We start from the raw sequence: 22,787 nt of genomic DNA, 5'->3' as shown, positions 1-22,787 counted from the left end.
ACGCTGCTCGGGGTGCCCCCCGCGCACCCCCGGCACACCGTGCGGCGGGGTGGCGGCGGCCCGCGGCCCACCGTGCGCCGAAGCGCCCGGAACCTGCGGCACACCCTGCGCGGGCGTGGACGAGAGGTGCGGCACATCGTGCGCGGGAGTCTGCGGGACACGCGGCACACCGTGCGCCAAAGTCGCCGGGGCCCCCGCCCCGCCCTGCGGCGCCGTGCCGTCGGCGCCCTCCGGTCTGCGGCGTCGGCGCCCCGTACCGGGACCCGGCAGGGGTACCGCGGTGTCGGCGGATATGGCGGGCTGCTCGCCCGCCCCGGATATGTCGGCGCTCGCGCCGGCGCTCTCGCCCGGCTCCCGGCGGCTGTGGCGTCCCACTAGGCCTGTCAGCTCCTGCCCGCATCAGCGGTCGTGTCGTCCAGCAGCTCGCGGAAAGCCCGCGCCACCGCCTCCGGATACTCCATCATCGCCACGTGACCCGCCTCCGGCAGCGTCAGCAGCCGCGAGCCGCGGAACGCCGCGGCCGCCCTGCGTGCCATCCGGAAGGAGATCAGGCGGTCCCGTCCACCGTAGACGAGCAGCGTCGGAGCCAGCACACGCTCCGCCTGGCGCCACAGGTTGTGCTGGCCGCCGAGCGTGTACGCGCTGACGATGCCGCGCGCCGAGCGCCGCATCGCGTCCCAGAAATAGGGGAGCTCCATCCGGCGCGTGTGCTCCTCGACCGCCGCGCGAAGGCCCTCGGGCGTCACCCGCGCCGGGTCGCCGAAGCAGAGCTGAAGCGCCCCGCGGGCCCGCCGCTCCGGCGTCCAGTCCTTGGTGAGCCTGCTGAAGAGCGCGGCCACGCCGGGCACCCCGAGCATCCCCAGCGGCAGCGCGCTCAGCTGCGGGCGCAGCTCGGGCAGCGCGGGCGAGACGAGCGTCAGGGTCGTGACGAGGTCGGGCCGCACGGCCGCCACCCGCGTCGCCACGGCGCCGCCCAGCGAATTGCCCATCAGGTGCACCGGGCCGCGCCCGCGCGCGTCCAGATACCGGATGACGGCCCTGGCCTGCCCCGAGACGGAATAGTTGCCGTCGTCCGGCGGCGGTGAGTCCCCGAAGCCGGGCAGGTCCAGCGCCTCGCCGTCCACCACGTCCGCCAGCAGCGGCATCAGCGCCGACCAGTTCTGCGAGGTGCCGCCGATGCCGTGGACGTACAGCGCGGGCGGCAGACCCGGCTCGGCCCCGGTCCGCGAGCGCACGTTCAGCGTCATGCCGGGCAGGGTCACGGCTCGTACCGTCTCCCCCGCGCCGGCGCCCGGGCCACGTCCGGCGGGCGGCACCGGGAGGGGGGTCCGGGTGTCCGGCGACTCGGTCGAAGACATGGGGTCGATGTTACGAGACGATCACGCCCCCGATTGTGTGTTCGCGCTCACACACCGCATCGCGCCCCCGCATCCGCTCTCATACGCTCGTGTAAAGGGCGCTCGCCCGGGAAAGGGGAGCCACCATGCCTGTCGATCCGTCCGATCCGGAAACCTTCGAGGAAGAGCCCGACGCCACAGAGATCGACGTCGAGGCCCCAGAGGCCGACGCCGCCGAACAGCACGCGGAACTCGCACAGCACCACGACGACCCCGTCGAGGCCTTCGACCCGTCCGCCGCCGACGCGGCCGATGTGGCCGAGCAGGCCAGGGTCGTCGACCTCGACGAAGACGACTACCGATGACCGCGACCGCCCGCATACCTGCTATGTCGGGTTTTCTGTGGGTTTCCCACAGCGCTTGCGGGCAGATTTTCTCGGCTGGGACCACGCACAGCCGGGTTACCCAAAAGTACGATGGCGGGCGCGGCATGCCATGTGAGGCGGGCCGCGTAGGGAACAACACCTGGGAGGCAGCGTGAGCGCCATCGAGCAGACCGAGGCGGCGCGTCCGCGGGGCACACGCCTGCCACGCCGAGCCCGGCGCAACCAGCTTCTGGGCGCCGCCCAGGAAGTCTTCGTCGCGCAGGGGTACCACGCGGCGGCGATGGACGACATCGCCGAGCGGGCCGGCGTCAGCAAGCCGGTGCTCTACCAGCACTTCCCGGGCAAGCTCGATCTCTACCTGGCGCTGCTGGACCAGCACTGCGAGTCCCTGCTGCACGCGGTCCGTACGGCCCTGGCCTCCACGACCGACAACAAGCAGCGCGTCGCGGCGACCATGGACGCCTACTTCGCCTACGTCGAGGACCCGGGCGGCGCCTTCCGTCTGGTCTTCGAGTCCGACCTGACCAACGAGCCCGCGGTGCGCGAGCGCGTGGACAAGGTCTCCCTGGAGTGCGCCGAGGCGATCAGCGAGGTCATCGCCGAGGACACCGGCCTGTCCAAGGACGAGTCGATGCTGCTGGCGGTGGGCCTGGGCGGCGTCTCGCAGGTCGTGGCCCGCTACTGGCTCTCCTCCGAGAGCGCCGTGCCGCGCGAGACGGCGGTACAGCTGCTGACCTCGCTGGCCTGGAGGGGCATCGCGGGCTTCCCGCTGCACGGCATCGACGGCCACTGACCGCGCGGTCGCGTTCACCGGGGCCCGTCCGTGTTCGCTGCTGGCGTGGTCCACGGCGTCCTGAACATCGCCGTACCGGGCTAATGTGTGCTGCGTACGGCGCGGATCGCCGCGCACCCCAACTGACCGTCGGAGGGACAAAAGCCGTGGAGGTCAAGATCGGCGTGCAGCACGCGCCCCGCGAGATCGTTCTGGAGAGCGGGCAGTCTGCCGAGGATGTCGAGCGCGCGGTGGCCGATGCGCTGGGCGGCAAGTCGCAGCTGCTGAGCCTCGTGGACGACCACGGCCGCAAGGTCCTGGTCCCGGCCGACCGGCTGGCCTATGTGGAGATCGGCGAGCCGACGGTCCGCAAGGTCGGATTCGGCGCGGTCTGAGCAGCCTCGCAGCACCAGCCACGAACGGCCCGGAGAGCCTCTCTCCGGGCCGTTCGCCGCATCTGACACTGTTCATCTTCGCGAGGGTTGCCCGTAACACCCGCTGGGTACGACCGCCTACGACCGATTTGCGTCATCACAACCGGTCAGGACACGCGGGAGGGAATCGCCATGGTCTGGGAAGCACTCGGCTCGGTGATCGTCGGATTCGCCATCGCCCTTGCCGCCACACAGCGGCTCCCGCGCCGCTTCCCCGCCCGCCCTCTGGCACTGGCCACGGGCCCGGTCGCGGCGCTCTTCGGCGCCCTGCTGGCACACACCATCCTCGGCCCCGGCCACACCCTCCAGGTCCTCCTCATCGCCCTCGGCGTCGGCACGGCCCTGCTCTCCCTCCTGGCCCACCGCGACCGCCCCCACCCCCGCGACCCCCGCCTCCGCCGATCAGCCACGGCATAACCCCGCACCCCTTCAGGGGCGCGGGGAACTGCGCGCTCTTTTCAGGGGCGCGGGGAACTGCGCATTCTTTAGGGGCGCGGGGAACTGCGCGACCGGCCCCCACCGGCCCGCGGCGGCAAACCGTCCCCGGCACAGCGCAGCGAGCCGCTTACGCGGCCAGGCCCAGCGCAGCCATCCGCTTGGTGTGCGCCTCAGTGATCCGCGAGAACATCCGCCCGACCTCGGCCAGGTCGAAGCCGTCGGCCACGCCCCCCACCAGCATCGTGGACAGCGAGTCCCGCTCGGCCACCACCCGCTGGGCCTGCGAGAGCGCCTCACCCATCAGGCGCCGCGCCCACAGCGCCAGGCGCCCGCCGACCCGCGGCTCGGCCTCGATGGCGGCCCGTACCTTCTCCACCGCGAAGGACGCGTGGCCCGTGTCGTCCAGCACGCCCAGCACCAGGTCACGGGTGTCGGAGTCCAGCCGGGCCGCCACCTCGCGGTAGAAGTCGGAAGCGATCGAGTCGCCGACATAGGCCTTGACCAGGCCCTCCAACCAGTCCGAGGGCGCGGTCTGGCGGTGGAACTCGTCCAGCGCTGCCGCGAAGGGCTCCATGGCCTCGTTCGGCTCGGCCTGGATCTGCGCGAGGCGGTCCCGCAGACGCTCGAAATGGTGGAATTCGGCCGAGGCCATCTTGGCCAGTTCCGCCTTGTCGTCCATGGTCGGCGCCAGTTTCGCGTCCTCCGCGAGTCGCTCGAAAGCGGACAGTTCGCCGTACGCGAGCGCACCGAGCAGGTCGATCACCGCGGCGCGGTACTGCGGTTCTGCGGATGCCGTGTCCCAGTCCTGGGCGGCGATCCCGGTGTGTTCCTGGGCTGTGGTGGCTTCGGCGGCGTCAGCGGCGGCGTTGTCAGGCGTCTCCATGGAGCGCACAATAGCTCGCCACGCAACACAAGGAAGCCCCTGGTCAGCCACTCGCGCCCCATCGGTCCGAACGATTGCCCGGACACACATGCACGCATCCGGGGTACAGTGGTAATGCGCCCGCCGAGTAGCTGAGCATGCAGCTGAGTATTCAGTGGGCTGTTCCACGAATGCGGATGCCCGGTCGGTGGCCCGATCGGCTCCAACCCGACCGCCCTCCCATGCGGCGCGTACGAGAGGTACGCACAGCAGGAGGGACCCGCTCGCGGCACGTGTGCTTGAGCGAAGGCAGTGGTCCCGCGCCATCCGGCCGCACAACGCCGGTCCGAGTACGACCCCTTGCGTACGTAGCGGTACGAGGGCGAGTGCGCTGGCACGGTACGACCCCCTTCGCCGCCTCGCGTCGCGTCTCACAGAAGAGGCAAGCATCCTGTCTACGACGTTCCGAGAGCTCGGGATTCTCCCCGAGACCGCCGAGGCCCTGGAGGCCGTCGGTATCACGTCCCCGTTCCCCATCCAGGAGATGACGCTCCCGGTGGCCCTCTCCGGCTCCGACGTCATCGGCCAGGCCAAGACCGGCACCGGCAAGACGCTGGGCTTCGGCCTGCCGCTGCTGGAGGTCGTCACCGTCCCCGCCGACGTCGAGTCCGGCCGGGCCAGGCCCGAGCAGCTGACCGACGCCCCGCAGGCGCTCGTGGTCGTCCCCACCCGCGAGCTGTGCCAGCAGGTCACCAACGACCTGCTCACCGCCGGCAAGGTCCGTAACGTGCGGGTGCTCTCGATCTACGGCGGCCGTGCCTACGAGCCGCAGGTCGAGGCGCTGAAGAAGGGCGTCGACGTCGTCGTCGGCACCCCCGGCCGTCTGCTGGACCTGTCCGGCCAGAAGAAGCTGGACCTCTCGCACGTCCGCACCCTGGTGCTGGACGAGGCCGACGAAATGCTGGACCTCGGCTTCCTCCCCGACGTCGAGAAGATCATCCAGCAGCTGCCGGCCAAGCGGCAGACCATGCTGTTCTCGGCGACCATGCCGGGCCAGGTCATCTCGCTGGCCCGCCGCTACATGTCCCAGCCCACCCACATCCGCGCCACCGCGCCGGACGACGAGGGCCAGACCGTAGCCAACACCACCCAGCACGTCTTCCGCGCGCACTCCATGGACAAGCCGGAGATGGTCTCCCGCATCCTGCAGGCCGAGGGCCGCGGGCTGGCGATGGTCTTCTGCCGTACCAAGCGCACCGCCGCCGACATCGCCGACCAGCTCGCCCGGCGCGGCTTCGCCTCCGGCGCGGTCCACGGCGACCTCGGCCAGGGCGCCCGCGAGCAGGCGCTGCGCGCCTTCCGCAACGGCAAGGTCGACGTCCTGGTGTGCACCGACGTCGCGGCCCGCGGCATCGACGTCGAGGGCGTCACCCACGTCATCAACTACCAGTCCCCCGAGGACGAGAAGACCTATCTGCACCGCATCGGCCGCACCGGCCGCGCGGGCGCCAAGGGCACCGCCGTCACGCTGGTGGACTGGGACGACATCCCGCGCTGGCAGCTGATCAACAAGGCGCTGGACCTGCCCTTCAACGACCCGGAGGAGACCTACTCCACCTCCGCGCACCTCTACGAGCTGCTGCACATCCCCGAGGGCACCACCGGCATACTGCCGCGCGCCGAGCGCACCCGCGCCGGGCTGGCCGCCGAGGAGATCGAGGACCTGGGCGAGACCGGCGGACGCGGCCGTGGCGGACGCGGTGGCCGTCCCGCGCAGCCGGCCCGCGAGGAGGAGCGCCCCGCGCGCACCCGTACCCCGCGCAACCGCCGCCGCACCCGCAGCGGCGCGCCCGTCGAGGGTGCCGCCGCCTCCGCGGAGGCGACCGCCTCCCTGGACGCCGCCGAGGGCACGTCCGCCGGGAGCGACAGCGCTGCCGGTCCGCGTCAGCCGCGCCGTCGCCGCCGTACCCGCAGCGGTGCCTCGGCGTACGCGCCGCAGGCGACGGCCGCCGAGGCCGTGACCGCGCCGTCCGAGGCCGCGGCTCAGGCCGTCGCTCCGGTGGACGCCGCGAGCACGGAGGCCCCGGCCAAGCCGCGCCGCCGTCGTACCCGCGGCGCCGACCGCGCCGAGGCGGCCGTGACCACGGCCGAGGCTGCGGTGGCCGACACCGTCCAGGCTCCGGCGGAGGCGGTGGCCGAGGCCCCCGCCAAGCCGCGCCGTCGCACCCGCGGCGCCGCCAAGGCGGAGACCGCCGTGACCGAGGCCGTGGCGCCCAGCGCGCCGCAGGCCGTGGAGGAGGCCCCCGCCAAGCCGCGTCGCCGTGCGCGCAGGGTGGTCACCCCGGTCGAGGAGACCGTCTCCTTCGAGACGGCGGAGAAGGCCGCGGCACGCGTCGCGGCCGAGGCCGCCGCGCGCAAGGCGCAGGCCGCCGTCGAGGTCTCCGCTCCGGAGGCCGAGGCCGAGGCTCCCGCCAAGCCTCGCCGTACGCGCAAGACGGCCGCCGCCAAGAAGGCCGAGGCCGCGCTCGACACCGCCGAGGGCACCACGCCCGAGGCCGAGGCCGAGGCCCCTGCCAAGCCGCGCCGTACACGCAAGACCGCCGCCAAGAAGGCGGAAGCCGCCGTCGACACCGCCGAGGGCACCGCGCCCGAGGCCGAGGCCAAGCCGCGGCGCACCCGCAAGACCGCCGCCAAGAAGGCCGAGGCCCCCGCGGCCGCGGACGCCACGGCACAGGCCGCCGTCGAGGCCTCCGCTCCGGAGGCCGAGGCTCCCGCCAAGCCGCGCCGTACGCGCAAGACGGCCGCCGCCAAGAAGGCGGAAGCCGCGCTCGACACCGCCGAGGGCACCACGCCCGAGGCCGAGGCCGAGGCCCCTGCCAAGCCGCGCCGTACACGCAAGACCGCCGCCAAGAAGGCGGAGGCCCCCGCGGAGGAGGCCGAGGCCAAGCCGCGCCGGACCCGTAAGGCGGCGGCCAAGAAGACCGCTGCCGCCGAGGCTCCGGTCGAGGGCTGATCCACACCGGCTCGAACGGCCCGGTCCCCGCTGCGTGCGGGGGCCGGGCCGTTCGGCGTACGGGCCGGTACCCGTGGCCGGTGCCCGTCGCGGCCTCGATAGCCTCGACGCATGAGCAGGCCGCCCTTTCTCACTCTGCCGCCGTGCGCGCGTGCGTACCGACTCACCACCGACCGCGGCGAGTTCGCCGTGCACGACGCCCGGCCCGACGGCCGGCCGCACGGTCTCGCCCTGCTCGTGCCGGGCTTCACCGGCAGCAAGGAGGACTTCATCGCCCTCCTCGAACCGCTGGCCGCGGCCGGCTTCCGCGCCGTGGCCGTGGACGGCCGAGGCCAGCACGAGAGCCCCGGCCCGCGCGATGAACAGGCTTACGCACAGGGCGAGTTGGCGCTGGACATCCTCGCCCAGGCACGCGCGCTGGGCGCCGGCCCGGTGCATCTGCTCGGGCACTCGCTGGGCGGCCTGCTCTCCCGCGCCGCCGTCCTCCTGGACGCCGCCCCCTTCCGCTCCCTGACGCTGATGAGTTCGGGCCCCGCCGCCATCGCCGAGCCCCAGCAGGCCCGCGTCCGGATGCTGCGCCAGGCGCTGGCCACCATGGACATGGAGGGGGTCTGGCAGGCGATGCGCGCCCTGGACCCCCCGGAGGCGGCGGACGCGGCCACCCCGCCCGACACCGCGCGCTTCCTGCACCGCCGCTGGATGAACACCGTCCCCGAGCAACTGTCCGTCACCGGGCGGCAGATGACCGAGGAACCGGACCTCGTGGACCGCCTCGCGGCCGTCCCGCTCCCCAAGCACGTCCTGTCCGGCACCGTCGACTACGCCTGGCCCACCCCCTGGATGGACGCCATGGCCGAACGCCTCGACGCCCGCCGCACCGTCATCCAGGGCGCCGAACACTCCCCCAACGCCGAACGCCCCACAGAAACCGCCACAGCCCTGGCAGCCTTCTGGCGAAGCGCCCCATAAGGGGCGCGGGAAACTGCGCGACCAGCCCCCACCGGCCCGCGGCGCATACCCGACCGCCAGCAGAGCACCCAGACGGCCAGGCCCAGCGCAGCGCCCCGCAGCGCCCCGCAGCGCCCCGCAGCGATCAGTACTGCGCCTGCACGTGCTCCCAGAACCCGTCCCGCAGCACCCGCCGCAGCCCCGCGTGCCCCCGCAGCGAGTGGCGCAGCAGCGCCTCCGCGGCCGTCAGCAGCTCCTGGTCGACGGTGCCGGGCAGATAGGGGTGGCCGGGCAGCAGCTCGGCCACCCACTCGCGCCCGCGCGCGGCCAGCCACTGCGCCGCGACCTGCGCGCCCACGAAGCGCACCTCCTCGCGGGAGGGCGCGGTCATGCCCTCGGCCAGGCCCGCGCAGCCCTCGCCGTGGTCGTGTGCCGTGCGCCGGCTCACATACGGCTTGCAGAACTCCAGGTCGAAGGTGCGCTGGCTGTCGACCTCCCACAGCAGCGGCTCGGCCTGGTTGCGCCCGTCGACGGCCTCGATGCCCCACAGGTGCACCCGCGCGCCGTACCCCTGGGCGGCCTCGACCGCCGAGACCAGGTCCTCGTCTCCGCCGATGAGCACCGCGTCGCTGATGGCGCGGTGCCGGGCCAGGGACTCCAGATCCGTACGGATGAGGGAGTCGACGCCCTTTTGCTGGTTGTTGGCGTTGAGGTTGCCGAGCCGGACCTTGACGTCGGGCAGCTCGGCGATGGACTGCTGCTCCATGGTGTGGATGCGGCGCCGGGCGCCGTCGTACCAGTAGACCCGCAGCAGCCTGCTGTCCGGAAAGATCGTGCGTGCCTTGTCGATGAAGGCCTCGATGATCCCTTCGGCGTCCAGGTCGAAGGCCTTGCGGTCCTCCGTGCCGGCCACCAGGCGCCCGGCCGCGGCGTAGACATACCCCGCGTCCACGAAGGCGGCGTGGGTGGACGGGGTGGTGGCGACCTCGGCGAGCACCCGGGTGAGCAGCTCGTTGGTGCGCTCGATGCCGGCCGCGATGGCGGCGAGGTCACTGGGGCCCGTGGGCTGGACGTCGTTCATACGGGTCCCATTGTCCGGTCGGTCACTCTCCGGACACAACCGGTCTCAGTACGCGCGAGTACTTAGACGGCCGAAAAATTTCTTTAGCGTAGGGAATGATTGCAGGCAGCATGTCGTTGTACTCATACGGAACGCCTGGCAGCGAAGCCATGTGAAGCCACGTAAAGCACATCAAGAGTTCTCCGCAGGAGGATCCGACGAAGGGAGAAGCCGTATGCGCTTCGAGATCATGCGACTGGACGACGTCGACGGCACCGCCGTGGACAGCACCGTCGTGGACGCCGCCTCCGTCAACCGGATCGTGCAGCAGGCCGCAGCCGTCGGCCAGCGCATCTACATCCGCCCGGCCGAACCCGTCAACAGCTGAGCGCGCCCCGGCAGCGCGCTGCCGGTGACCGACGCGCGACGCGCCCCGCCCGACTCGTCCGAGCGAGTCGTACGGGGCGCTTCGCACATCCGCGCGCGGTGCGGGTCAGACGCCCTGGACCACCTGCGTGATGCCGTTGATGATCTGCTGCACGGCCAGCGCCGAGAGCATCATGCCCGCCAGCCGCGTCACCAGCACCACACCGCCGTCCTTGATCACGCGGATGATCCCCAGCGAGAAGCGCATCACCAGATACAGCACCACGTGGATGGCGGCGATCGCCGTCCACACCGAGAGCTGACCGCTGACCCCTTCGGCCTTCTGCACCGCGAGGATCACCGCCACGATCGCCCCGGGCCCGGCCAGCAGCGGCATGCCCAGCGGCACCAGCGCCACATTGACGTCCTTGGTCTGGGTCGGCTGCTCGGACTTGCCGGTCAGCAGGCTGAGCGCGACGAGCAGGAGCAGCAGCCCGCCCGCGATCATCAGCGCGGGCGGCGTGATGTGCAGCCGCCCCAGGATCTCCTGGCCGAACAGGCCGAAGACGGCGATGACGCAGAAGGCGACGGTGGCGGCCTGCCAGGCCATCTTGCGCTGGACCTTGACCGGGCGGCCGGAGGTCAGCGCGAGAAAGATCGGGATGATCCCCGGGGGGTCCATGATGACGAACAGCGTGACGAAGAGGGTGCTGAAGACAGCGAAGTCGAACACAGTGATGGCCTTGCGGGAGGTGGTACGAGGGAGCGAAGACGCGTCGCTCGCTGCTGCGCGAGCGCGCGGATGGGCGAAACGGGAGCGGCGCGGCCTCTAGGCCCGCCGGTGTCCCGGACGCGAAGGCAGGCTCAGCCGCCCGCGCCGGGCACGGGGAAGGCGCCGGTCGCGCGGCGCACGATCTCGCCGTAGATCTCGGGATCGGTGGTGTACTCGCCCAGGCGCACGGTCTTGTTGCTGCCGTGGTAGTCGCTGGAGCCGGTGGTCAGCAACGACAGATCACCGGCGAGGGAACGCAGCCGTCGGCGCGTCGCCTCGTCGTGGCCCTCGTGGTCGACCTCGATACCGTCCAGCCCGGCCGCGGCCAGCTCGGCTATCGCGCTCTCGGGCACACACTGCCCGCGCTTGAGCGCCTGCGGGTGCGCGAAGACGGTGACCCCGCCGGCGGCCTTGACCAGCCGGATCGCCTCGAAGGGGTCGAGCTCGTGCTTGGCGACGTAGGCCCGCCCGTCGTTGGCGAGCCACTGCTCGGTGAAGGCGTCGGAGACGCTCTCGACGACCCCCAGCTCGACCATGGCGGCGGCGACGTGCGGCCGTCCGACGGAGCCGTCGCCGGCGATCCGCGCGACCTGCTCCCAGCTGATGGGCACGCCCAGCTCGCGCAGCTTGCCCACCATGGCCTGCGCCCGCGGCACCCGGTCGTCGCGCACCAGCTCGCGCTCGCGCGCCAGCTCCGGCTCCTCGGGGTCGAAGAGGTACGCCAGCATGTGCAGGCCGATGCCGTCCAGGCGGCAGGACAGCTCGGCGCCGGTGACCAGCGTCAGCCCCCGCGGCAGCGCGGCCCTGGCCGCGGCGTGGCCGCGCACGGTGTCGTGGTCGGTCAGCGCGATGACGTCCAGTCCGGCAGCGGCGGCGTTGCGCACCAGCTCGGCCGGGGTGTCCGTACCGTCCGAGGCCGTGGAGTGGGTGTGCAGATCGATGCGCACGACGCTGACTCCAGACTTGGCCGCAGGGACACGAGGGACCTCTGAAGGATAACGGGCCCTCGAACATGCTCCCGCCGTCCGCGCGCCCCCTTGACCTGCGCCGCCGCCCGCCCGGGCGGCCCTGCCTCACGACAGGATCCGCGGCGAGAGCGCCCCGCAGGGCAGCAGGTCCACCTCGGCGCCGGCGTCCCGCAGGTCGGTCAGCACCAGCTCGTCGTACATCAGCAGCCCGGACTGCTCGGGCCAGGCCACCGCCCACAGCCACAGCCCGCGCGCCTCGCCCGCGAAGACCGCGCGATCGCCGGGGGCGCCCTCGACGTGCCACATCGGCGTCGGCCGCCCCGCGGCGAGCACCTTGGTGTGCGGCGGCTTGTCGACGCACATGTACGGGCCGGGGTCAGGGCCGTCGATGCCCGCGTAGCGCGCGCCGAGCCCGACGCCCAACTCCTCGGCCACCAGCAGGAGTTCACCGGGTCCGCCGAGCGGTCCAGGGCCCGAGCAGGCCACCGCGGTGGCCCGGCCGCCGCCGCGGTCGTCGCCCGCGCAGGCCACTCCGGTGAACAGCCAGCCGACCGGCAGCGGCCACGGCATCCATACGGGCACCCGGGCGCGGCGCACCACCACGGCCAGCGCTTCGACGCTCGGCGGGACGACCGGCTGCAGGGGGTGCACGGTGCCGTGCACGCCGCACTGCCAGGAATCGGCGAAGAGACCGGGCGCCCGCACCCGGCCACCGCACTTCGGGCAACTGGGTTCGCCCCTCATAGGGCCCAACGGTCCTCCAGCCCCGCCGCCGCGTCAAGGACGATCACCCAATGGGAGGCGGCACCCGACGCAGCCGGAAATCCATCATCGGTCAGTCGTTCGAGGAAGACGGCCGGTGACGGTCCCGTACGACCGGAATCGCTGAGCACGATGCAGTACGGACGGGAGACGGGGCGGCGAGAGCGGCGCGGCGCGCCGGGCGCACCCGGCTCCCTTCCTCACCGCGCGGCGTTCACGCCAGCGAAACCCCGCCCCGCAGCGGGTCGCGCAGATCCGTCCCGTGCCGCAGCCACCGCTCCTCCAGGGCCCCCGCGCCGTGCACCCGCTTCCAGGCGGCCTCGTTGGCCGTCATCGGCAGCAGCGGCAGGAAGCGGACCGCCTCCATCGGCTCGTCCAGCTCAAGGTCCTCGATGAGCCCGCCGGACTCGGCGACCAGTACGGAGGTGAACGGGGCGCCGGGCCACAGCGGTTCACCCACGTCCAAGGAGGCGCCCGGTGCCACGATCAGGCCCTCGACCTGCGGCGAGGCGGCGAGTACGGCGAGCGGGCGGAGCGCCTTGTCGGTGTCGGCCCGCCCGGCCCGCACCGTCAGTACGAGCTCGGCGCGCGGGCCGCGCAGAGGGTCGGCCAGAACAGCGGTGGGGTCGGACATGGGCTGTGCGGACATCCCGAGCGTCGCGTAGCGCACCAGCGGACCGCCCTCGGCGGACTCGTCGACGAAGCGCAGCACCTCGATGCGGTCCGTACCCAGGAAGGTGACCGCGGCGCGCGCGTCCGGCTCACCCAGGGCGGTGAGCAACCGGGCCTCGACCAGCTCAAGAACGTCAGACATGCGCCGAGCATATGGCTCGTATCAAACATGCAAAGCGGCGCCGTAACGCTTCTGTCGGCTGATAGCCTTGCCGTCTGGTCAGGGAAATACGTCGTCCCTCAGCGGGGACCGGCCGGAGGAGGTGGGACTGCGGTGGATCCTAGTCGACCGTGCAGTACCGACAGTTCTCCTGTCATCCCACGCGCGTCACGACTCTCCTGATCCGAGAGCTTCCGTACCCCACCGCCCGGCGGGGAAACACGTGAAGTCCCTTCTCGCGCGCAGCAGATGGCGGAAGAGCACCTTCGACTCCCGATTCCGTGTTTTTTCTGCGAACTGCCGTCAGCACCAACGCATCGAGCGCCGTCCGCTTTGCGGACGTACGGCCAAAGACGCCTCGTACGTCCACGTTCCGGGCAGCGTTGCGCCCCGCGGCTGACGGCCGGCCCGTGAAGGAGCCTGCCATGTCGATGATCCGTGACCTGCGCGCCGCCGTCAGCACCTCCCGGCGGCGCGAGAGCACCCCGTACCCCTACGCCTCGGCGCGCGGCACGGCCTGCGCGAACAGCGCGATCGTGGACTGCGCGGTCTACCGGGACGGCCGCCGGGTCGGCGACCACTGCACCCCCGCCGAGGCGATGGCGAGCGTTCGGACCGAGGGGGGCTTCGCCTGGATCGGGCTGCACGAGCCCAGCGAGTCCGAATTCGCCGGTATCGCGGCCGAGTTCGGGCTGCACCCGCTCGCCGTCGAGGACGCCGTGCACGCCCACCAGCGCCCCAAGCTGGAGCGCTACGACGACACCCTGTTCACCGTCTTCAAGACCGTCCACTACGTCGAGCACGCCGAGCTGACCGCGACCAGCGAGGTCGTGGAGACCGGCGAGGTGATGTGCTTCACGGGGCGGGACTTCATCGTGACCGTGCGGCACGGCGGGCAGGGCTCGCTGCGCGCCCTGCGCCACCGCCTCCAGGACGACCCCGAGCTGCTGGCCAAGGGCCCCTCCGCGGTGCTGCACGCCATCGCCGACCAGGTCGTGGACGGCTACATCGCGGTCGCGGGCGCCGTCCAGGACGACATCGACGAGGTCGAGATCGACGTCTTCAGCTCGGGCACCAACGGCCGTACCTCCGCCAAGGGCGACGCGGCCAAGGGCGGCTCCCCGCGCGGCGGCGACGCCGGGCGGATCTACCAACTCAAGCGTGAGGTGCTGGAGTTCAAGCGGGCGGTGTCGCCGCTGCTGCGGCCGATGCAGCTGCTCAGCGAGCGCCCGATGCGGCTGATCGACTCCGACATCCAGAAGTACTTCCGCGATGTGGCCGACCACTTGGCGCGGGTCAGCGAGCAGGTGCTGTCCTTCGACGACCTGCTCAACTCCATCCTCCAGGCCAACCTGGCGCAGGCCGCCGTCGCGCAGAACGAGGACATGCGCAAGATCACCGCGTGGGCCGCGATCTTCGCCGTCCCGACGATGATCGCCGGTATCTACGGCATGAACTTCACGTACATGCCGGAGTTGAAGTGGAAGTTCGGCTACCCGGCGGTGCTCCTGGTCACGGCCGCGATCTGCTTCGGCATCCACCGCGGCTTCAAGAGAAACGGGTGGCTGTAGGACGCTCCGTGCAGCGCTTCATTAGGCTGGCGCCCATGACGGACACCGTGTCGCAGGCGCTGCTGGACCAGACGCTCATCGAGGAGGCCACCAAGAAGTCCGGTCTCATCTGGGTCCAGGGACCGGCCGGATTGGCGCGCGCGCTGTGGCACGTCTGGCACGACGGCGCGGCCTGCCTGGTCGGCGACGGCGGCGAGCAGCCGCTGGACGGACTCGGGCTCACCGACGGCGCCGCCGCCACCGTCACCGTACGCAGCAAGGACAAGGGCGGCCGGCTGGTCCGCTGGCAGGCGGCGGTCCACGAGCTCGCGCCGGAGTCGGAGCCCTGGCGGGCGGCGGTCGACGAGCTGAAGGGCAAGCGGCTCAACGCACCGGACGCGGAGCAGATGACCCGGCGCTGGGCGCAGCGGAGCCGGGTCCTGCGCCTGGCACCCACCGGCCCCGCGGCCCAGCGCCCGGGCGACATGCCCGAGGACTCGCACGCCGCTCCCCCGCTGCCGACCCCGGCCACCACCCGGCACCCGGTCCCGGCCGCCCTGCCCAAGCTGCTGCGCCGCGGCCGCAAGGGCTAGAAGGTGTCGCTCAGGTCCCGCCGCCGGTGATCTGCTGTCCGTAGTCCACGACCTGGTCCTCCTGCGGTGCCTGGAGGTCCACGCCCTTTCCCCAGTCGGCGAGTTGGACCACGCCCGCGCCGCCCGCCCGCTGCAGCCGCAGCGGATAGGGCTTGCCCTCCAGGGAGACGTCCAGGGTGCCGCCCGCGCCCGCGTCGCCGGAGATACGGATCGTACGGGTGCCGCCGAAGGTGCCGCGGTCGCCGGTCGCCAGCTTGCCGTGCAGCCCGAGCAGGCTGCCCAGCAGCACGCCCTTGTCCGTGAAGCCGCTGAAGCGCTTGTAGACGGGATCGGAGGAAGGCACCTTGACGTACTTGCCGTCGAGCTTGGCCGCGGCGGCCTCGTCGGGCCTGCCGGACTCCGCGGGCCGCCCCGCCTTCTTCTCCCCGGCCCAGAACTGGGCATCGGCCTTCAGGTACAGATCCCGCCCGACCCGCAGCAGCTGGAAGGTGGCCGCTTTGGTGGAGAGTTCACCCTTGGCGCCGTCCTTGGCGAGCTGCATGTTGAGTTTGTACGTCGTCCCCTGGCTGACGACGTTGCCCGAGAGGTGGACCGTTTCCGCCGACTCGGCGGCCGCCCGCGCCTTGGACTGGATCTTCTCCGCGGGCAGCTTCCCCACGCCGTTGGTATGGGCGTCCGGATCCTCCACGGCACACCCGGCCAGCGCCGCGGCCAGCCCCGCGCACACCGCCCCCACCCACACCGTCCGCCGCACACGGCGCACACTGGTCGGGGGGCACGGGCTCGTCCCCGAGGGGACTCCCAGGGGGAATGCAGTCACGTCGGCTCTGCCTCCTGATGCGGGTGACCTCGACATCAGTAGGGCAGCGTACCCGTGCCGCGCACGTCTTTCGGAGGAGAGGCGGACGGACACCGCCGGTCACCGTACGGACCTTTCCGCCGGAGCAGCACCGACCGGGGCACGCTAGCCTGAACCCGAATTACGGCCGCATAGTCATATATATCTGTCCTTATTTGCACGGAGTCCGTACGGAAGTTCCCACGGCCCGTGGACGAAGAAAGGGAGGGACTCGGTATGGCGGTGACGACCCCCCGGGTGTTCGTCTCCCATCTCTCCGGCGTCGCTGTCTTCGACCCCAACGGTGACCAGGTCGGACGGGTCAGGGACCTGGTGGCCGTGCTCCGGGTGGGCGGGCGCCCGCCGCGCCTGCTCGGGCTGGTCGTGGAGGTCATCAGCCGGCGCCGGATCTTCCTGCCGATGACCCGGGTGACGGGGGTGGAATCCGGCCAGGTGATCACCACCGGCGTGGTCAACATGCGGCGCTTCGAGCAGCGCGCCAGCGAGACCCTGGTCCTGGGCGAACTGCTGGACCGGCGGGTGCGGCTGGTGGCCTCGGGAGAGCCGGGAGAGGAGGTCACCGTCCTGGACATCGGCATCACCCAGCTGCCCGCCCGCCGCGACTGGGAGATCGACAAGGTCTTCGTCCGCAAGGGCAAGGGCGGGGCGCTGCGCCGCAAGGGGGAGACCCTGACGGTGGAGTGGTCGGCGGTCACCGGCTTCTCCCTGGAGGAGCACGGGCAGGGCGCGGAGAACCTGCTGGCCACCTTCGAGCAGCTGCGGCCCGCGGACCTGGCCAGCGCGCTGCACCATCTGCCGCCCAAACGGCGCACCGAGGTCGCCGCCGCCCTGGACGACGACCGGCTCGCCGACGTCCTGGAGGAGCTGCCCGAGGACGACCAGGTGGAGATCCTGGGCAAGCTCAAGGAGGAGCGGGCCGCCGACGTCCTGGAGGCGATGGACCCGGACGACGCCGCCGACCTGCTCTCCGAGCTCCCGGAGGAGGAGAAGGAGCGGCTGCTGACCCTGATGCAGCCGGACGACGCCGCCGACGTACGCCGTCTGATGGCGTACGAGGAGCGTACGGCGGGCGGTCTGATGACCACCGAGCCGATCGTGCTGCGCCCGGACGCGACGGTCGCGGACGCGCTGGCGCGGGTGCGCGACCCGGACCTCTCCCCCTCGCTGGCGGCCCAGGTGTACGTGTGCCGGCCGCCCGACGAGACGCCGACCGGCAAGTATCTGGGCCTGGTGCACTTCCAACGGCTGCTGCGGGACCCGCCGTTCACCCTCGTCAGCTCGATCGTGGACAGCGATCTGCCGCCGCTGCCGCCGGACACCCCGCTGCCGGAGGTGACCCGCTATCTGGCCACGTACAACATGGTCGCGGCCCCTGTCGTGGACGAGAGCGGCTCGCTGCTGGGCGCGGTGACGGTGGACGACGTACTGGACCATCTGCTGCCGGAGGACTGGCGGGAGACGGAGCTGCACGGGGCACCCGGTGCGCACCCCCGGGCGGCCGGGGCCAGGGCGGATACGAGCGGGGAGGACCGGCATGGCAACTGAGGAGCGCGACGGCGCCAAGGACCGCACGCGCGCGCAGGGCCGCCCCCGGGTGCGGCTGGACATGCCGCGCGCGCCGCGCCGCAGCCTGCTGCCGGCCTACGACCCGGAGGCCTTCGGGCGGCTGTCGGAGAAGATCGCCCGCTTTCTGGGGACGGGCCGCTTCATCGTCTGGATGACGGTCTTCATCATCCTGTGGGTGGTGTGGAACATCTCCGCGCCCGAGCACCTGCGCTTCGACCAGTACCCGTTCATCTTCCTGACGCTGATGCTCTCGCTCCAGGCCTCCTACGCGGCCCCGCTGATCCTGCTCGCGCAAAACCGCCAGGACGACCGCGACCGGGTCACCCACGAGCAGGACCGCAAGCAGAACGAGCGCTCCATCGCGGACACCGAGTACCTCACCCGGGAGATCGCGGCGCTGCGGCTGGGCCTGGGCGAGGTGGCCACCCGGGACTGGATCCGTTCGGAACTCCAGGACCTGGTCAAGGAGATGGAGGAGCGCCGGCGGCAACAGCGCGTTCTCTTCCCCGCGGAGATCCCTTCGGAGCGGGACGAAGACGACCGCTGACGGGGCTTTCCGAGGCCCGTAGTACGCGCCGTACCGCCCGACCACCGCCCCTATAGGTCGCGCTTCGTGCGGTCGTACTATGCCTGTATGGCTACCGAAGACGCGGTGCGTGAAGCACTGGCGACAGTGAACGACCCCGAGATCCACCGGCCGATCACCGAGCTGGGCATGGTCAAATCGGTGGAGATCGGTGCGGACGGGGCGGTATCTGTCGCGGTCTACCTCACGGTCGCCGGCTGCCCGATGCGCGAGACCATCACCACGAACGTCCGCGAGGCCGTCGAGCGCGTCGAGGGCGTCACCAGTGTGACCGTCGAGCTGGACGTGATGAGCGACGAGCAGCGCAAGGAGCTGGCGTCCTCGCTGCGCGGCGGCCAGACCGAGCGCGAGGTGCCCTTCGCCCAGCCCGGCTCGCTCACCCGCGTCTACGCCGTCGCCTCCGGCAAGGGCGGCGTCGGCAAGTCCTCGGTGACGGTCAACCTCGCGGCCGCGATGGCCGCCGACGGCCTGAAGGTGGGCGTCGTGGACGCCGACATCTACGGGCACAGCGTGCCGCGCATGCTGGGCGCCGAGGGCCGCCCCACCCAGGTCGAGAACATGATCATGCCGCCGTCGGCGAACGGCGTGAAGGTCATCTCCATCGGGATGTTCACCCCGGGCAACGCCCCGGTCGTCTGGCGCGGCCCGATGCTGCACCGCGCCCTCCAGCAGTTCCTGGCGGACGTGTACTGGGGCGACCTGGACGTGCTGCTGCTGGACCTGCCGCCGGGCACCGGCGACATCGCCATCTCGGTGGCCCAGCTGGTCCCCAACGCCGAGATCCTGGTGGTGACGACGCCTCAGCAGGCCGCGGCCGAGGTCGCCGAGCGGGCCGGGTCCATCGCCGTACAGACCCACCAGAAGATCGTCGGCGTGGTCGAGAACATGGCCGGGCTGCCCTGCCCGCACTGCGACGAGATGGTCGACGTCTTCGGCAGCGGCGGCGGCGAGCGGGTAGCCGAGGGCCTGACGAAGACCACCGGCACCCAGGTGCCGGTGCTCGGCTCGATCCCCATCGACGTACGGCTGCGCGAGGGCGGCGACGACGGCAGGCCGGTCGTGCTCTCCGACCCCACCTCCCCCGCCGGCTCCGCGATCCGCGCGATCGCCGGGAAGCTGGGCGGCCGCCAGCGCGGCCTGTCGGGCATGTCGCTGGGCATCACCCCGCGCAACAAGTTCTGAGCCGCCGGGTGCGGATACGGGTGGGGGCGGGCCGCTGCGGCCCGCCCCCCCCCACCCGTATCGCCTCCCGGGGCGCCGTGCGCTCAGTCCGTGTAGACGGTGATGTCCTTGACCACCGAGAAGCCCAGGCCGTACGCGCTCATGCCGCGCCCGTACGCGCCGATGTGCACCCCGTCGGGGCCCTCGCTCGCCGATCCGGCCAGCACCCAGCCGTACTCCGACTCGCGGTAGTGGAAGCGGGTGGGCACCCCGTCCACCGGCAGCGTCAGCTCGTTCCAGCCCTCGCCGTCGAGGTCGTCGGCCAGCTCCCAGGCGATCATCGTCTGCTGGTCCAGCCAGTCCTGCCGCAGCGCCCGGTCCATCTGGGAGGGCCAGGTGCGCGAGAGCAGCCCGGAACCGGCCAGCCAGGCGGCCGTGGAGACCGAGGTGGCCTCCAGGACTCCGGTGCCGTCGGCGCTGCGCCGTACGGGGCGGCTGGCGACCGTGACGACGACCGCGAAGCGCTCGGTGTCGGGCACGGTCTCCACCTTTATGGTGGGCTCCTCGCCGTGCCCCGTCGAGCCGTGCTCGACCGTGCCGTCCGCCGCCGCGCCGACCTGCATCAGCCAGCGGGGGCCCGTGAAGGCCTCGTCCAGGCCGTACCACGGGAAAGCGGCCATCAGATAGCCGTCGACCTTCCGCCCGGTGTCGGCGGGCACCACCTGCGCGCCTACCCGGCTCGTCGTCTCCATCTGCGCGGAGCCTCCTTGTTGCCCTGCGTCGTGGGCGGCCCGCCCCCCTCAGGCGACCTCACCCCGGACACGGGGAGCATAGCCATACGGGTCAACACAGTTGGGCATACGAGGGATCAGGTGGCGTCGGCATCGAAGGGCGGACGCTCGCCCGGCTGGAGCTTCTCGCGCTTGGTGAACATGTCGGGCTGCCCCGCGGAGGAGTCCTTGACCAGGCTCGGGCCGGAGCCCGGTGAACCCGGACCAGCGGCCTCGGAGCCGTTGACGGCGTCCTTGACGTCGGCCATCTCGCCCTTGAGGCTGAAGCCGTCGCGGATGTCCTGGAGGCCGTACTCCTCCTTCTCCAGGACGTGCTTGCGCACGAAGTTCTTGGGCTTGAGGTCCTCGAACTCGAAGTCCTTGAACTCCGGGCCCAGCTCCTCGCGGATGTCGTGCTTGGCGTTGTCGGAGAACTCCCGGACCTTCCGGACGAAGCCCATCACGTCCTGAATGACCTTGGGCAGCTTGTCCGGACCGAAAACGAGCACCCCAAGGATCACGAGCGCTACCAGCTCTAGGGGTCCTATGTCGAAGAACACCTTGCAGCTCCTTGGGATGTCTACGGCCTACGGGCCAGGCCGCCTATCACGGTACCTGGCCCCCTGCGTCGTACGGGAGTCACCCGTACCAACACCGTGCAAACGATCATCCGCCGGCGGACCCGAGAGTGAGCCGTACGGAGCGCTCACCGCCGTCGCGGCGGACGGTCAGCGTCAGTGCGTCACCCGGGCGGTGACTGCGGATCTTGACGATCAACTCCTCGCCGCTGTGGACCGGTTGACCATCCACCTTTGTGATGACATCACCCGGTTTGATGCCGGCCTTGGCGCCCGGTCCGCCCGGAGCGACCGACGAGGCGCCGTCCTTGCTCTTGGTGCTGACCCGCGCACCGTCGCCGTCGTACTCCATCTCCAGCGTGACGCCGATCACCGGGTGGGTGGCCCGGCCGGTGTTGATCAGCTCCTCGGCGACCCGCTTGCCCTGGTTGATCGGGATCGCGAAGCCCAGGCCGATGCTGCCGCCCTGGCCGCCCTCGGGGCCGGAGCCGGTGTCGGCCGCGCGGATCGCGCTGTTGATGCCGATCACCCGCGCCTTGGAGTCCACCAGCGGGCCCCCGGAGTTGCCCGGGTTGATGGGCGCGTCCGTCTGCAGCGCGTCCACGTAGGAGATGTCGCTGCCGTCGCCCTTGCGGCCGCCCGCGGTGATGGGCCGCTGCTTGGCGCTGATGATGCCGGCGGTAACGGTGTTGGCGAGGTCGTAGGGGGCGCCGATCGCCACGACCGGGTCGCCCACGCGGACCGCGTCGGAGTTGCCGAGGGCGAGCGGGCGCAGCCCGGAGACGCCCTCGACCTTGACCACGGCCAGGTCGTAGCCGCCGTCCTTGCCGATCACCTTGGCCTTGGCGGTCTGGCCCCCGCTGAACGTCACGGATATCTCGCCGCCCGGCCCGGCGGGCTCGACCACGTGGTTGTTGGTGAGGATGTGGCCCTGGGAGTTCAGTACGAAGCCGGTGCCCGTCCCCTGCTCGGAGTTGCCCCGCACATGCAGGGTGACCACCCCGGGCAGCGCGGCCTGCGCGATCCCGGCCACGCTGTCGGGGCTGCGGCTGACCTGGTCCCCCGAGGCCTGCGGCAGCCGGATGTCGCCCATCCCGCCGCTGCGCTCGATGTACGCGCCCACGCCACCGCCGATGCCGCCCGCGAGCAGCGCCAGCGCCACCGCGCCGATCACCAGCGGCCCGCGCCGCCTGCGCTCCTGCACCGGCGGCGCGCCGCCCTGCAGCGGCGCGTTCCACGGGTCGTACTGCCGCCACTGCTCCCCGCAGGCCGCTGCGGGCGCCGCCTGCGGCGGACCGCCGGGCGACGGCACGGCGGGGCCTACGGCGCCGGGGGCACCGGGCATGCCGGGAGCAGCGGACGCGCCGGCGGGCGCGGCCGAGCGCGGATCGGCGCCCTGGAACCCCGGCATCCGGCCCGCGTCCAGCGGCTCGTGCCCGGCCTGCCGCGCCGGGAACGCACCGGCCTGCGGCGGCGACGCAGGCGCCGCGGGGAAACCGCCCGTCGGCGGAGCGGGCGGTGCGGGGGCGTACGGGGTCTGTGGGGCGTGCGGGGGCTGTGGGGCGTGCGGAAGGTGCGTCCCCTGGGCAGGCGTGGCCGTCGGGCGCTGCACGGGCGGGGCAGGGGCCCACGGCCCGGGATCACCGTACGGAGGTGTGCCGTACGGGTCCTGAGGGTGCAGCGGACGGGGCGCGTCCACAGGAGCCGCCTCGCCGCCCGGCCGGGGAGCGGCGGGGGCCTCGACAGCGGGAGCGCCGGACTCGGGCAGCGGGGACGCCTTCAGGAGGGTGGTCGGGACGTCGGCGGACGGCGCGGGCCGCTCGGGGACGGCGCTCGACGACGCGGGCCGCTCGGGGACGGCGCTCGACGACGCGGGCCGCTCGGGGACGGCGTCAGAGGCCGTGCCCGGTGCGGTCTCGGGGGCAGCGCCCGGCTCGGTGGCCGGGGCGGACGCCTCCGCAGCAGGGCCCGGGGCGGCGTCGAAGGCGGCGCCCGGTGCGGTCTCGGGGGCAGCGCCCGGCTCGGTGGGTGGGGGATCCGACGGGGCCGGAGGGCGGCCCGGACGGTTCCACCACTTCGACTTCGGCCCGGCGGCCTTCCCCTCGTCCATGCTCTCCCCAGTTTCCGCCCGCGGCCTCGTGCGGCCCGCCGCCGCCTGTGGACCCGCACCCCTG

At 72.3% G+C, this 22,787-nt stretch carries 23 protein-coding genes; 12 read left to right on the top strand and 11 right to left on the bottom strand.

Annotation, left to right across the window (positions count from 1 at the left end):
• Nucleotides 1-383: 383 nt before the first annotated feature.
• The gene (locus AC4IJH_RS20750) at nucleotides 384-1,358 is read right to left on the bottom strand and encodes an alpha/beta fold hydrolase (RefSeq protein WP_490853283.1); all 975 of its coding nucleotides are present in this window, start codon (nucleotides 1,356-1,358) and stop codon (nucleotides 384-386) included.
• A gap of 125 nt (nucleotides 1,359-1,483) precedes the next feature.
• Here AC4IJH_RS20750 and AC4IJH_RS20745 point away from each other — a divergent pair, with 125 nt between their 5' ends.
• From AC4IJH_RS20745 to AC4IJH_RS20730, 4 genes are all read left to right on the top strand, one after another.
• Nucleotides 1,484-1,702, top strand: a complete 219-nt coding sequence (locus tag AC4IJH_RS20745) for a hypothetical protein (RefSeq protein ID WP_490853282.1) — start codon at nucleotides 1,484-1,486, stop codon at nucleotides 1,700-1,702.
• 172 nt (nucleotides 1,703-1,874) lie between these two features.
• Nucleotides 1,875-2,516: a TetR/AcrR family transcriptional regulator gene (locus AC4IJH_RS20740; protein ID WP_490853281.1), complete on the top strand. Its 642-nt coding sequence runs from the start codon at nucleotides 1,875-1,877 to the stop codon at nucleotides 2,514-2,516.
• Between the two features lie 146 nt (nucleotides 2,517-2,662).
• Nucleotides 2,663-2,890 carry a DUF3107 domain-containing protein gene (locus AC4IJH_RS20735; protein WP_490853280.1) on the top strand — a complete coding sequence of 76 codons (228 nt, stop codon included), beginning with the start codon at nucleotides 2,663-2,665 and terminating at the stop codon, nucleotides 2,888-2,890.
• Between the two features lie 171 nt (nucleotides 2,891-3,061).
• The gene (locus tag AC4IJH_RS20730; protein WP_490853279.1) at nucleotides 3,062-3,346 is read left to right on the top strand and encodes a hypothetical protein; all 285 of its coding nucleotides are present in this window, start codon (nucleotides 3,062-3,064) and stop codon (nucleotides 3,344-3,346) included.
• Between the two features lie 148 nt (nucleotides 3,347-3,494).
• Here the strand turns inward: AC4IJH_RS20730 and AC4IJH_RS20725 are convergent, their stop codons facing one another.
• Nucleotides 3,495-4,250: a ferritin-like fold-containing protein gene (locus AC4IJH_RS20725; protein WP_490853278.1), complete on the bottom strand. Its 756-nt coding sequence runs from the start codon at nucleotides 4,248-4,250 to the stop codon at nucleotides 3,495-3,497.
• 523 nt (nucleotides 4,251-4,773) lie between these two features.
• Between AC4IJH_RS20725 and AC4IJH_RS20720 the strand changes: the two genes are divergently transcribed.
• Nucleotides 4,774-7,242 carry a DEAD/DEAH box helicase gene (locus AC4IJH_RS20720; RefSeq protein ID WP_490853277.1) on the top strand — a complete coding sequence of 823 codons (2,469 nt, stop codon included), beginning with the start codon at nucleotides 4,774-4,776 and terminating at the stop codon, nucleotides 7,240-7,242.
• 111 nt (nucleotides 7,243-7,353) lie between these two features.
• Nucleotides 7,354-8,211 (top strand): alpha/beta fold hydrolase, encoded by an 858-nt coding sequence (locus AC4IJH_RS20715; RefSeq protein ID WP_490853276.1) that lies wholly within the window; start codon nucleotides 7,354-7,356, stop codon nucleotides 8,209-8,211.
• Nucleotides 8,212-8,335: 124 nt separating this feature from the next.
• Here AC4IJH_RS20715 and AC4IJH_RS20710 read toward each other — a convergent pair whose 3' ends face one another.
• Nucleotides 8,336-9,271 (bottom strand): NYN domain-containing protein, encoded by a 936-nt coding sequence (locus AC4IJH_RS20710; RefSeq protein WP_490853275.1) that lies wholly within the window; start codon nucleotides 9,269-9,271, stop codon nucleotides 8,336-8,338.
• 214 nt (nucleotides 9,272-9,485) lie between these two features.
• Between AC4IJH_RS20710 and AC4IJH_RS20705 the strand changes: the two genes are divergently transcribed.
• The gene (locus tag AC4IJH_RS20705; RefSeq protein ID WP_490853274.1) at nucleotides 9,486-9,638 is read left to right on the top strand and encodes a DUF8834 family protein; all 153 of its coding nucleotides are present in this window, start codon (nucleotides 9,486-9,488) and stop codon (nucleotides 9,636-9,638) included.
• Nucleotides 9,639-9,743: 105 nt separating this feature from the next.
• Here the strand turns inward: AC4IJH_RS20705 and AC4IJH_RS20700 are convergent, their stop codons facing one another.
• The 4 genes from AC4IJH_RS20700 to AC4IJH_RS20685 all read right to left on the bottom strand — a co-directional run bounded on the left by AC4IJH_RS20700 (nucleotide 9,744) and on the right by AC4IJH_RS20685 (nucleotide 12,932).
• Nucleotides 9,744-10,349, bottom strand: coding sequence for a MarC family protein (locus AC4IJH_RS20700; protein WP_490853273.1), 606 nt, complete (start codon nucleotides 10,347-10,349; stop codon nucleotides 9,744-9,746).
• A gap of 131 nt (nucleotides 10,350-10,480) precedes the next feature.
• Entirely contained in the window at nucleotides 10,481-11,335 is an 855-nt protein-coding gene (locus AC4IJH_RS20695; protein ID WP_490853272.1) for a PHP domain-containing protein, read from the bottom strand.
• A gap of 126 nt (nucleotides 11,336-11,461) precedes the next feature.
• Entirely contained in the window at nucleotides 11,462-12,100 is a 639-nt protein-coding gene (locus AC4IJH_RS20690; protein ID WP_490853271.1) for a DUF6758 family protein, read from the bottom strand.
• Nucleotides 12,101-12,332: 232 nt separating this feature from the next.
• The gene (locus tag AC4IJH_RS20685; protein ID WP_490853270.1) at nucleotides 12,333-12,932 is read right to left on the bottom strand and encodes a suppressor of fused domain protein; all 600 of its coding nucleotides are present in this window, start codon (nucleotides 12,930-12,932) and stop codon (nucleotides 12,333-12,335) included.
• 443 nt (nucleotides 12,933-13,375) lie between these two features.
• Between AC4IJH_RS20685 and AC4IJH_RS20680 the strand changes: the two genes are divergently transcribed.
• On the top strand, nucleotides 13,376-14,521 hold the full coding sequence (locus AC4IJH_RS20680) for a magnesium and cobalt transport protein CorA (RefSeq protein WP_490853269.1): 1,146 nt from the start codon (nucleotides 13,376-13,378) through the stop codon (nucleotides 14,519-14,521).
• A 35-nt stretch (nucleotides 14,522-14,556) separates the two neighbouring features.
• A complete protein-coding gene (locus AC4IJH_RS20675) occupies nucleotides 14,557-15,093 on the top strand; it encodes a hypothetical protein (protein WP_490853268.1) in 537 nt (178 codons plus the stop codon).
• Between the two features lie 10 nt (nucleotides 15,094-15,103).
• Here the strand turns inward: AC4IJH_RS20675 and AC4IJH_RS20670 are convergent, their stop codons facing one another.
• On the bottom strand, nucleotides 15,104-15,829 hold the full coding sequence (locus AC4IJH_RS20670) for a hypothetical protein (RefSeq protein WP_490853288.1): 726 nt from the start codon (nucleotides 15,827-15,829) through the stop codon (nucleotides 15,104-15,106).
• Nucleotides 15,830-16,168: 339 nt separating this feature from the next.
• Between AC4IJH_RS20670 and AC4IJH_RS20665 the strand changes: the two genes are divergently transcribed.
• The 3 genes from AC4IJH_RS20665 to AC4IJH_RS20655 all read left to right on the top strand — a co-directional run bounded on the left by AC4IJH_RS20665 (nucleotide 16,169) and on the right by AC4IJH_RS20655 (nucleotide 19,286).
• Nucleotides 16,169-17,497, top strand: a complete 1,329-nt coding sequence (locus AC4IJH_RS20665) for a magnesium transporter MgtE N-terminal domain-containing protein (RefSeq protein ID WP_490853267.1) — start codon at nucleotides 16,169-16,171, stop codon at nucleotides 17,495-17,497.
• On the top strand, nucleotides 17,487-18,065 hold the full coding sequence (locus tag AC4IJH_RS20660) for a DUF1003 domain-containing protein (protein ID WP_490853266.1): 579 nt from the start codon (nucleotides 17,487-17,489) through the stop codon (nucleotides 18,063-18,065). The genes AC4IJH_RS20665 and AC4IJH_RS20660 overlap by 11 nt, the downstream gene beginning before the upstream one ends.
• 87 nt (nucleotides 18,066-18,152) lie before the next feature.
• Nucleotides 18,153-19,286, top strand: a complete 1,134-nt coding sequence (locus AC4IJH_RS20655) for an Mrp/NBP35 family ATP-binding protein (RefSeq protein WP_490853265.1) — start codon at nucleotides 18,153-18,155, stop codon at nucleotides 19,284-19,286.
• An 83-nt stretch (nucleotides 19,287-19,369) separates the two neighbouring features.
• Here AC4IJH_RS20655 and AC4IJH_RS20650 read toward each other — a convergent pair whose 3' ends face one another.
• The 3 genes from AC4IJH_RS20650 to AC4IJH_RS20640 form a co-directional block, all read right to left on the bottom strand.
• Complete coding sequence (locus tag AC4IJH_RS20650; RefSeq protein ID WP_490853264.1) at nucleotides 19,370-20,017, bottom strand: hypothetical protein; 648 nt, start codon at nucleotides 20,015-20,017, stop codon at nucleotides 19,370-19,372.
• A 116-nt stretch (nucleotides 20,018-20,133) separates the two neighbouring features.
• On the bottom strand, nucleotides 20,134-20,595 hold the full coding sequence (locus AC4IJH_RS20645; protein ID WP_490853263.1) for a sec-independent translocase: 462 nt from the start codon (nucleotides 20,593-20,595) through the stop codon (nucleotides 20,134-20,136).
• A 106-nt stretch (nucleotides 20,596-20,701) separates the two neighbouring features.
• Nucleotides 20,702-22,723: a S1C family serine protease gene (locus tag AC4IJH_RS20640; protein WP_490853262.1), complete on the bottom strand. Its 2,022-nt coding sequence runs from the start codon at nucleotides 22,721-22,723 to the stop codon at nucleotides 20,702-20,704.
• Nucleotides 22,724-22,787 lie beyond the last annotated feature (64 nt).

The sequence above is a fragment of the Streptomyces sp. UF-297 genome, from assembly GCF_058245575.1.
Note: the sequence above shows the minus strand (reverse complement) of the source record. Positions and strands in the feature narration are given on the sequence as shown.